Source organism: Roseicyclus sp. (assembly GCF_965662675.1).
Lineage (GTDB): Bacteria > Pseudomonadota > Alphaproteobacteria > Rhodobacterales > Rhodobacteraceae > Roseicyclus.
The window spans coordinates 1-8,882 of sequence record NZ_CBFIIK010000107.1 but is presented as its reverse complement, the minus strand read 5'-3'; the positions used below and the strand labels follow the sequence as shown (position 1 = coordinate 8,882).

The following is an 8,882-nucleotide window of genomic DNA, read 5'->3' as shown; positions in this document are numbered from 1 at the left end:
GTATCCCACCGGGTCGAACGGGGCGAGCCAGGCCATCGTCGATGGGCGGGTGCTGGGGGCGATGATGCTGGCGCATGGCGTGACGCCTGAGGCGCTTGCCGCCTATGACGCCAAGCTTTGCGGGCCCATCTCGGCGGTGCAGTTGCGCAACCGTGGTGCGGGGCCCTTTGGTCTGCTGAACCTCCTCGACGAGCGCTCGGGCGGGGTGTTCGACGATATCGACACCGTGATCCCGCCCGAAGAGCGCGCAGCCTTCATGGCGGGCTACAAGGCGGCGGCCGGTTTCGCGATGGAGGCCCTGAACGCTGCGCCCCCGACGATCCCGCCCGGCGCGCGGCTGGGCTAACGCGCCGGCTTCGATGTGGCGCGTGTGGCGATTGCAGGATGCGCGTATTTTCGGAAAGATGAAGGCGCGGGGGCTTTAGCTGTCCTCGGCCCCAAGCGTCAGCGCCACGCGTTCGCCCGCGAACCATGTGCGGCCATATTCGACGGGCTGGCTCGCGCCATCGACATTGATCGCCACCGTGCGCAGAAGCGCTGCACCGGTTTGAATTTGAAGCTGTGCGGCAAGGGTGGGGCTGGCAGATTTGGCGGTGATCTCTGTGCTGGCGCGGGTGTAGTCGGGCAGCCCTTCGGCGGCCAAGGCGGCTGTGACCGAAGGATTGGCGCGCAGATTGTCCAACAGCCCCGGAAAGCGCAGGGCGGGAAAGACGGATGTGAACAGCGCAATCGGCGCGCCATCGGCAAGGCTCAGCCCTTCGAAGACATGGACTTGTGCGTCGGGGGCAAGGGCAAGGGCCGATGCCTCGCGCGCGTCGGCGGCGCGGGTTTCGAGCCGCAGGATGCGCCGATCCGGCACCCGACCCGCCGCCATGAGGTTTTGGTGAAACCGCACCCGACGACCCAGCGGATAGGCGGTGGGCCTGTGGCGCACGAACACACCCGCACCCCGCCGTGCATGCACCATGCCCGAGGCCGCAAGATCGGCGAGCGCGCGGCGCAGCGTGTGGCGGTTGACGCCAAAGCGCTCCGACAGATGCGCCTCGGTCGGTAGCCTGTCGCCCGGACCATAATGGCCGCGCGCGATATCTGCGGCGATCTGATCGCGGATCGCGGTCCAAAGCGGGGATCTGCCCATCGGTGTCACCAAAACTTCATATCTTGCCCCCTTGTGCCAAGGCGGGCGGTGTGAGATCAGATTTGTATAGTTGTATAAATAAATGGACAACTTGCAAAGATGTCTGTCACCGACCCTGCGATCATCGCCCGCCAAGCGCGGCTTTCGACACTGGCCAAGGCACCCGCCGCACGGCTTTGCGCGCTGTTCGCGGCCTATGCGCCTGATCTTCCCGCGCATGACGTCTTGCGCGCGCCCGAGATTGGCACGGTGATGCTGCGTGGTCGGGCCGGTGCTGTGGGTGCGCCTTTCAATTTGGGCGAGATGACGGTGACGCGCTGCGCGGTGCGGCTGTCGTCGGGTGTTGTGGGTCATGGCCATGTGCAGGGGCGTGACAAGGCGGCGGCGCTGACTGCGGCTTTGATCGATGCGCTGTGCGAAGACGGGCGAGGAGCGGCGATCGAGGTCGCGATCTTGACCCCCTTGCGCGCCGAAGCCGAGGCGCTGAAGCAGGCCCGCGCCACCCGCGCAGCGGCCACCAAGGTCGAATTTTTCACCATGGTCCGAGGGGATAACGCATGAATACGGCACAGTTGGAGGGTGGCTTTGCCGATCTGTCGCGCGATGCGGCGCTTGCCTTTCGCGCCGCCCTTCAGGCGATGGCGCGACCCGGGCGGATCGAGCGCGTGGCGGGTGTCACCCCGCCTGCGCCCTGTTCGGTCGCGGCGGGAGCGCTGCTGCTGACGCTTTGTGATACGACGACGCCGCTTTACCTTGCGCCCAGCCATGATCATGCGGGTTTGCGGCAATGGATCGCGTTCCACACCGGCGCGCCGATCGTGGGGCCTGGGCAGGCGATCTTCGCACTGGGCACATGGGCGGCGCTTGCGCCGGTATCGCGGTTTGCGATCGGCACCCCCGCCTATCCCGACCGCGCGGCCACACTGATCGTGGAGATGGCGGAATTGTCCGGGGCCGGGGCCAGCTTGCGCGGGCCGGGGATCAAGGAGCGCGCGCAGCTGTCGCTGCCCGAGATTGCGGCGTTTCAAGACAACCGCCGCCGCTTTCCACTGGGCTTCGATTGCTATTTCACCTGTGGCGACCGGCTGGCCGGGCTGCCGCGCAGCACCCGTGTGGAGGGTTAGGCCATGTATGTCGCGGTCAAAGGCGGTGAGCGCGCAATCGACAATGCCCATGCGTGGCTGGCCGAAGAGCGGCGCGGCGATCCGTGCGTGGCGGAACTCAGCATCGCGCAGATCCGCGAGCAACTGGCGCTGTCGGTCGCACGCGTGATGGCCGAGGGGTCGCTTTACGACCCTGATCTGGCAGCGCTCGCGATCAAGCAGGCGCGCGGCGATCTGATCGAGGCGGTGTTCTTGATCCGCGCCTATCGCACCACGCTGCCGCGCTTCGGTGCAAGCAGGCCTGTCGAGACCGCAAAGATGGCCTGCGACCGGCGCATCAGCGCGACCTTCAAGGATCTGCCGGGCGGCCAAATCCTTGGGCCGACCTTCGACTATACCCATCGCCTGCTCGATTTCGCCCTTGCGGCCGAGGGGCTTGCCCCGCCCGCCGCCCCGCAGGCCGAGGCGGCACCCGGCCCGGTGCCCCATGTCACCGGGTTTCTGGCGCGCGAGGATCTCATCCAGCCCGAGGCGGATGGCCCCGAGATCCCGCGCGATCTGACGCGCGAGCCGCTCGATTTCCCGGCCGACCGACCGCTGCGCCTTCAGGCTTTGACGCGGGGCGATGAGGGGTTTGTCCTGTCGATGGCCTATTCCACCCAGCGCGGCTATGGGCGCACGCATCCCTTCGTGGGCGAGTTGCGCATCGGCACGGTCGCCGTCGAGATGGAGATCCCCGAGCTTGGCTTTGCCATCGAACTGGGCGAGGTGGTGCTGACCGAATGCGAGACGGTGAACCAGTTCATGGGCTCGAAATCCGAGCCGCCGCAATTCACCCGCGGCTATGGGCTGGTCTTTGGCCAATCCGAGCGCAAGGCGATTTCCATGGCCTTGGTCGATCGCGCGCTGCGCTGGGAGGAGTTGGGCGAGGACAATGTCGGCGCGCCCGCGCAGGATGCGGAATTCGTCCTCTACCATTCCGACAATGTGCAGGCGACGGGGTTCTTGGAGCATATCAAGCTGCCCCATTACGTCGATTTCCAATCGGAGTTGGAACTGATCCGCCGGCTCAGGGCCGAGGCGATGGCGGGCCAAACGGCGGAGGCTGCGGAATGAGCGACTACAACTTCGCCTATCTTGATGAACAAACCAAGCGGATGATCCGCCGCGCGATCCTGAAAGGGGTGGCCGTGCCGGGCTATCAGGTGCCTTTCGCCTCGCGCGAGATGCCCATGCCGTACGGCTGGGGCACGGGCGGGGTGCAGGTGACCGCCGCTTGTCTGACGCCAGAGGATACCCTCAAGGTGATCGACCAAGGGGCGGACGACACCACCAATGCGGTCTCGATCCGCAAGTTTTTCGAGAAGACGGCAGGGGTGGCGGTGACGGAAAAGACGGGTGAGGCCACCATCATCCAGACGCGCCACCGCATTCCCGAACAGGGTTTGGGCGAGGATCAGATCCTTGTCTATCAGGTGCCGATCCCCGAGCCGTTGCGTTTTCTGGAGCCGTCCGAGGTCGAGACACGCCAGATGCATGCGCTGGAAGATTACGGGCTCATGCATGTGAAGCTTTACGAAGATATCGCGCGGCATGGCGAGATCGCGACGGCCTATGCCTACCCGGTCAAGGTCGAGGGGCGCTATGTGATGGATCCCTCGCCCATTCCGAAATTCGACAATCCCAAGCTCGAGAGCGCGGCCTTGCAGCTCTTCGGGGCGGGGCGCGAGCAGCGCATCTATGCCGTGCCGCCCTATACGCAGGTCGTCAGCCTCGATTTCGAGGATCACCCCTTCGATCCGTCGAAAGCGCCCCATCCTTGCGCGCTCTGCGGGGCCGAGGACAGCTATCTCGACGAGGTGATCACCGATGATCAGGGCAGCCGGATGTTCGTCTGTTCCGACACGGATTACTGCGCCAGCCGGCGCGAGGCGGCGGCATGAGCGGAGGCGGAGTGCGTATTTTTGGAAAGATGAAGGGGCAGACCGCATGACACCGCTGCTCGAGGTTGAGGGGCTGACCAAGCGCTATGGCGGGCGGATCGGCTGTGGGGATGTGTCGTTTCGCCTTTACCCCGGCGAGGTCTTGGGGATCGTGGGGGAAAGCGGATCGGGCAAGTCGACGCTTCTGAACTGTCTGGCCGGGCATCTGGCCCCCGATGCGGGCCGGGTGATCTTTGACACCCGCACCGAGGGGCCGAAGGATGTGCTTTCAATGACCGAGCCCGAGCGGCGGATGCTGGGGCGCACCGACTGGGCCTTTGTCCACCAGAACCCGCGCGACGGGTTGCGCATGCGCATCTCGGCGGGTGGCAATGTGGGTGAGCGGCTGATGGCGGTGGGCGCGCGCCATTACGGCGACATTCGCGCACAAGCCACCGATTGGCTGGGCCGGGTCGAGATCGGCGAGGGCCGCATCGATGACCGCCCCAGCGCCTTTTCGGGCGGCATGCAGCAGCGGTTGCAGATCGCGCGCAATCTGGTCACGGGGCCGCGGCTTGTGTTCATGGATGAGCCGACAGGCGGGCTTGATGTCAGTGTGCAGGCGCGGCTTTTGGACCTGATCCGGGGGCTTGTGCGGCGGATGGGGCTTTCGGCCATCGTCGTGACCCATGATCTGGCGGTCGTGCGGCTTTTGGCGGATCGGCTGATGGTGATGAAGGATGGCCATGTGATCGAGACGGGCCTGACCGACCAAGTGCTCGACGATCCGCAGGCGCCCTATACCCAGCTGCTTGTCAGCTCTGTCTTGCAGGTGTGATGCCATGATCCATGTCGAAAACCTCGCCAAGAATTTCGTGCTGCACAATCAGGGGGGCGCGGTGATCCCGGTCTTGACCGGGGCTTCGTTCTCGGTCGCGCCGGGTGAATGCGTGGCCTTGGTGGGGGAAAGCGGGGCGGGGAAATCGACCGTCATGCGCATCCTTTACGGCAATTACTTGGCCCAAGGCGGATCTGTGCGGATTGGGGGGATCGATATCACCCGGGCCGAGCCGCGCGAGATCCTTGCGCTTCGGCGTGAGACCTTGGGCTATGTGAGCCAGTTCCTGCGCGTGGTGCCGCGCGTGCCGACGCTCGAGGTGGTGGCCGAGCCGCTTCTGGCCCTTGGTCGGCCCGAGGCCGAGGCCTTTGCGCGGGCGCGCGATCTGCTCACGCGGTTACGCATCCCCGAGCGGCTTTGGCAGCTCTCGCCCACGACCTTCTCGGGCGGCGAGCAGCAGCGCGTGAACATCGCGCGCGGCTTTGCCCACGGCTACCCGGCGCTGTTGCTCGATGAGCCGACAGCAAGCCTTGATGCCACCAACCGCGAAACCGTGCTGGCGCTAATCGCAGAGGCCAAGGAAGCGGGCGCCGCCATCGTTGGCATCTTCCATGATCTGGAGGCGCGCGCCCGCGTCGCCGACTGCGAGATCGATGTGACCGGCTTCACCCCGAGGCCGGCATGACCAAGGGGCGCTTCATCGCCGTGGTCGGGCCCTCGGGTGTGGGCAAGGACAGCGTGATGGCGGGGCTTTGTGCGGCCCGGCCCGATCTGGTGCGGGTGCGCCGCGTGATTACGCGCGACGTCGATGCAGGTGGCGAAGATTACGAGGCGATCAGCCCGGCCCTTTTTGCCGCCCGCGCGGCGGGGGGCGATTTCGCCCTGCACTGGCAGGCGCATGGGCTGAGCTATGCGATCCCGCATGCGGTGCATGACACGCTGGATCGCGGGCAAGATGCGCTTGCGAACCTGTCGCGCGGCATGCTGGGGCGCGCGGCGCAGGTTTTCGGCGCGCTCACCGTGCTGCATGTGACGGCCACGCCAGAGGTTCTTGCCCAACGGCTGGCCGCGCGGGGCCGCGAGGGCCGGGCCGAGATCGCCCGCAGGATGGCCCGTCCGGCCCCCGATTTCCCGCAAGGATTGCCGCTGGTCGAGATCGACAATTCCGGTGCCTTGGCGCATGCCGTGGGCGCGGCCTTGGCCGCGCTTTATCCCGAAAAGCGATAACGATGAAGCAGGTGGAACAGACCCTCTTGATCCTCGCCCATCAGGCAAAGGCTGTCGATCACGACGGGATTGGCAAGCAGGGGCGCGAAATATGCGGCCAATATATCGCGCAGGCGGTCGCCCTCCGGCTGGGGGAGCGCACCGCTCAACGTGATATGGAAGCGGAACTCTTCCATCACGAAGGGATAGCCCCACCGGGTCAAGAGCGCCTCTTGCCGGGGGGTGAGGCGCGATTTGTGCCGCTTTGCCAGCTCGCCCTCGGTCAGCGGCGCGCGGAACGGCTCGAAGGCTGCGACCGTGGCGGATGCAAGCGCTTGCAGATCGGCGCTGGGCTGGGTCGGCACGGCGGCGACAAAGCCACCCAACCGCTGGATCGCAAGCGGGGGCAGCGTGATCGGGGCCAAGCCCGCGCAAAAGGCGCGCGCGGCCTTGTCGAGACCATCCTCATCCATGCCCGGCGCCAGCCGGAAAGGTGGTTTGATCGTGGCATGCAGCCCGTATTTTCGCGGCGTGGCGGTGATCGCACCGGCAGGTTTCGGCAAATCGGCCAGCGCGGTTTGCGGGCAAGCCCGCCCCTCGGCACTGTCCCAACCCAGCCAATCGGCGCCTTTGCGGTAGAAATCCCCTTCGGGCACCATGTAAAGCGCGTAGCGTGCAAATCCGTTCATCTTTTCCCGCCCTTCACGAGGCACCTATGCCCAAAGACACTGCCCTGATGCCCGAGACGCTGACCCTTGCCAATGCCCGGCTGATCTTGCCCGGGGGTGAGATGCTGGGGCGCATGACCATCGCAGGCGGTGAAATCGTCGCGATCGCGGGCGGCGCGTCGGTGCCTGCGGGGGCCGTGGATTGCGGCGGTGATATCGTCGCGCCGGGCTTGATCGAGCTTCATACCGATAATCTGGAGCGCCATCTGCGCCCGCGCCCTTCGGCGCATTGGCCGATGAAGCCCGCCATTGCAGCCCATGATGCCGAGCTTGCAGCTTGTGGCATCACCACGGTTTATGATGCGATCCGCGTCGGCTCGATCGAGGGCAAGGGCGGGGTCGGCTGGTCGCGCTACGCGCGTGATCTAGCCGATGCGCTTTTGGTGATGCGGGCGGCAGGCGCGCTGAAGATCAGCCATCACATCCACCTGCGCGCCGAGATCTGTTCGGAAACGCTGATCGCGGAATTGGCGCAGTTCGGCCCTACCGACCGGGTCGGCATCATGAGCTTGATGGATCACACGCCGGGCCAGCGCCAATTCGCCGATATCGGTCAATATCGTACCTATATGATGGGCAAGCATGGTCTGTCGGAGGCGGTGTTCAACGAACATGTCACAACACGGCAGGCCTTGGGCGCGGCGGTGCGCGACGACCATGAGGCGGCAGCGGTGGCGGCGGCGCAGCGGCTTGGCGCGGTCTTGGCCAGCCATGACGACACGCTGGTCGATCATGTCGTACGTTCGGCGGCGCATGGGATCGCATTGGCCGAGTTTCCCACAACCGAGGATGCCGCGCGCGCCTGTCGGGCGCATGGGATCGCGGTAATGATGGGGGCGCCAAATCTGGTGCGGGGGGGCTCGCATTCGGGCAATGTCGCGGCGGCCGATCTGGCCGAGGCAGAGCTGTTGGACATCCTGTCCTCCGACTACGTGCCCTCGGCACTGTTGTATGGCGCGGTGATGTTGGGCGAGATTTGGGGCGACATGGCGCGTGCCATCGCCACCGTGACGGCGGCCCCGGCCCATGCGGCGGGGCTGGTGGATCGCGGGCGGCTGGCCGAGGGGATGCGCGCCGATCTGATCCGGTTCCAGCTGGCCGAGGGCGTGCCCGCCTTGCGCGGTGTCTGGTCGGCGGGCGCGCGGGTGGCGTGAAGGGCGCGCGGCCTGCGGGGCATCGAACCCCGCCGTCCGCGTGGACGCCCCGATCCCGGCGCTGCGCAGGGCAGGGTTAGGGCGGAATTGCGTATTTTTGGAAAGATGAAGGCCAAGCCTTGTGTCAGCAGGCAAGGCCTTCACGCCCCAGCCACGTCATTGCGGCGGGAATATCGCCTGCATCGCGCAATTCCAGCACCAGATGCGGGCGCTGGGGCAGGGCCGCGATGGCAGCGAAGACCGCATGCCAGTTGATCGTGCCGCGCCCGGGTGGCCAGTGGCGGTCAGCAAAGCCATCGGCATCTTGCAGATGGACATGGGCCAGCATCGCGCCCGCGTCATGGATGAAGTAATCGACGGGCGGCGCGCCCGTGGCGTGATGGGCGTAGTGGGCGTGGCCCGTATCGATCGAGAGCCGCACCGCGTCTGAGCCCAAGCTTTGGGCCAGCAAGCGGCGCTGGGCGGGGTCGATATCCTCGATATTCTCGATGACGAGCATGACACCTTCGGCTTCGGCCCGCGCGATGGCAGGGGCCAGCAGGGCTGCGACCCGTGCGATCTTGGCTTCGAAATCTGACGGTGTATTGCCGATGCGGGGATTGTTTCCGAAATTGAACCAATCCCATGTGGTGAAGGGCGAATGGATCACCATCTGCGTCGCGCCAAGGGCGGCAGCGGCGGCGACGCCCGTCTCAAACCGTCGCGCGACGATGGGGGCGATTTCGAGATCGGCCATGTCGAGGACAAGATCATAAAAGGGGCCATGGATGCCGAGACGCCCGGAAAAGCCATC

11 protein-coding genes and 1 pseudogene are annotated in these 8,882 nt (G+C 66.0%); 9 read left to right on the top strand and 3 right to left on the bottom strand.

What is annotated here, in order from left to right; translation table 11 throughout:
• A pseudogene (locus ACTG4J_RS13035) lies at positions 1–346 on the top strand (flavin-dependent oxidoreductase); the annotation flags it as partial.
• A gap of 75 nt (positions 347–421) precedes the next feature.
• Here the strand turns inward: ACTG4J_RS13035 and phnF are convergent.
• Positions 422–1,138 carry a phosphonate metabolism transcriptional regulator PhnF gene (gene phnF / locus ACTG4J_RS13030; RefSeq protein WP_439140166.1) on the bottom strand — a complete coding sequence of 239 codons (717 nt, stop codon included), beginning with the start codon at positions 1,136–1,138 and terminating at the stop codon, positions 422–424.
• Positions 1,139–1,237: 99 nt separating this feature from the next.
• Here phnF and phnG point away from each other — a divergent pair, with 99 nt between their 5' ends.
• Genes phnG through phnN form a run of 7 tightly spaced genes read left to right on the top strand, consistent with a single transcriptional unit; the run spans position 1,238 to position 6,228 of the window.
• Entirely contained in the window at positions 1,238–1,699 is a 462-nt protein-coding gene (gene phnG / locus ACTG4J_RS13025; protein ID WP_439140164.1) for a phosphonate C-P lyase system protein PhnG, read from the top strand.
• Positions 1,696–2,262 (top strand): phosphonate C-P lyase system protein PhnH, encoded by a 567-nt coding sequence (gene phnH, locus ACTG4J_RS13020; protein ID WP_439140162.1) that lies wholly within the window; start codon positions 1,696–1,698, stop codon positions 2,260–2,262. Before phnG ends, phnH begins: the two co-directional genes overlap by 4 nt.
• 3 nt (positions 2,263–2,265) lie before the next feature.
• Complete coding sequence (locus ACTG4J_RS13015) at positions 2,266–3,357, top strand: carbon-phosphorus lyase complex subunit PhnI (RefSeq protein WP_439140160.1); 1,092 nt, start codon at positions 2,266–2,268, stop codon at positions 3,355–3,357.
• Complete coding sequence (locus ACTG4J_RS13010; protein ID WP_439140158.1) at positions 3,354–4,184, top strand: alpha-D-ribose 1-methylphosphonate 5-phosphate C-P-lyase PhnJ; 831 nt, start codon at positions 3,354–3,356, stop codon at positions 4,182–4,184. The genes ACTG4J_RS13015 and ACTG4J_RS13010 overlap by 4 nt, the downstream gene beginning before the upstream one ends.
• A gap of 46 nt (positions 4,185–4,230) precedes the next feature.
• Positions 4,231–5,001 (top strand): phosphonate C-P lyase system protein PhnK, encoded by a 771-nt coding sequence (gene phnK / locus ACTG4J_RS13005; RefSeq protein ID WP_439140156.1) that lies wholly within the window; start codon positions 4,231–4,233, stop codon positions 4,999–5,001.
• A gap of 4 nt (positions 5,002–5,005) precedes the next feature.
• The gene (gene phnL, locus ACTG4J_RS13000; RefSeq protein WP_439140154.1) at positions 5,006–5,686 is read left to right on the top strand and encodes a phosphonate C-P lyase system protein PhnL; all 681 of its coding nucleotides are present in this window, start codon (positions 5,006–5,008) and stop codon (positions 5,684–5,686) included.
• Positions 5,683–6,228 carry a phosphonate metabolism protein/1,5-bisphosphokinase (PRPP-forming) PhnN gene (gene phnN / locus ACTG4J_RS12995; protein ID WP_439140152.1) on the top strand — a complete coding sequence of 182 codons (546 nt, stop codon included), beginning with the start codon at positions 5,683–5,685 and terminating at the stop codon, positions 6,226–6,228. Before phnL ends, phnN begins: the two co-directional genes overlap by 4 nt.
• Here phnN and ACTG4J_RS12990 read toward each other — a convergent pair.
• Positions 6,210–6,896 (bottom strand): DUF1045 domain-containing protein, encoded by a 687-nt coding sequence (locus ACTG4J_RS12990; RefSeq protein WP_439140150.1) that lies wholly within the window; start codon positions 6,894–6,896, stop codon positions 6,210–6,212. The genes phnN and ACTG4J_RS12990 overlap by 19 nt on opposite strands.
• 47 nt (positions 6,897–6,943) lie before the next feature.
• On the opposite strand from ACTG4J_RS12990, the gene ACTG4J_RS12985 reads away from it, so the two are divergent.
• Complete coding sequence (locus tag ACTG4J_RS12985; protein ID WP_439140148.1) at positions 6,944–8,089, top strand: alpha-D-ribose 1-methylphosphonate 5-triphosphate diphosphatase; 1,146 nt, start codon at positions 6,944–6,946, stop codon at positions 8,087–8,089.
• Between the two features lie 124 nt (positions 8,090–8,213).
• On the opposite strand, the gene ACTG4J_RS12980 is transcribed toward ACTG4J_RS12985, so the two are convergent.
• On the bottom strand, positions 8,214–8,882 hold a 669-nt coding region (locus tag ACTG4J_RS12980), incomplete at its 5' end, for a sugar phosphate isomerase/epimerase family protein (protein ID WP_439140146.1).

Bases quoted from the DNA above. Each gene is read 5' to 3' on its own strand.
- phnF (WP_439140166.1), bottom strand. From the start codon at position 1,138: ATGGGCAGATCCCCGCTTTGGACCGCGATCCGCGATCAGATCGCCGCA.
- ACTG4J_RS12985 (WP_439140148.1), top strand. From the start codon at position 6,944: ATGCCCGAGACGCTGACCCTTGCCAATGCCCGGCTGATCTTGCCCGGG.
- ACTG4J_RS12990 (WP_439140150.1), bottom strand. From the start codon at position 6,896: ATGAACGGATTTGCACGCTACGCGCTTTACATGGTGCCCGAAGGGGAT.
- phnL (WP_439140154.1), top strand. From the start codon at position 5,006: ATGATCCATGTCGAAAACCTCGCCAAGAATTTCGTGCTGCACAATCAG.
- ACTG4J_RS13015 (WP_439140160.1), top strand. From the start codon at position 2,266: ATGTATGTCGCGGTCAAAGGCGGTGAGCGCGCAATCGACAATGCCCAT.
- phnH (WP_439140162.1), top strand. From the start codon at position 1,696: ATGAATACGGCACAGTTGGAGGGTGGCTTTGCCGATCTGTCGCGCGAT.
- phnK (WP_439140156.1), top strand. From the start codon at position 4,231: ATGACACCGCTGCTCGAGGTTGAGGGGCTGACCAAGCGCTATGGCGGG.
- phnN (WP_439140152.1), top strand. From the start codon at position 5,683: ATGACCAAGGGGCGCTTCATCGCCGTGGTCGGGCCCTCGGGTGTGGGC.
- ACTG4J_RS13010 (WP_439140158.1), top strand. From the start codon at position 3,354: ATGAGCGACTACAACTTCGCCTATCTTGATGAACAAACCAAGCGGATG.
- phnG (WP_439140164.1), top strand. From the start codon at position 1,238: ATGTCTGTCACCGACCCTGCGATCATCGCCCGCCAAGCGCGGCTTTCG.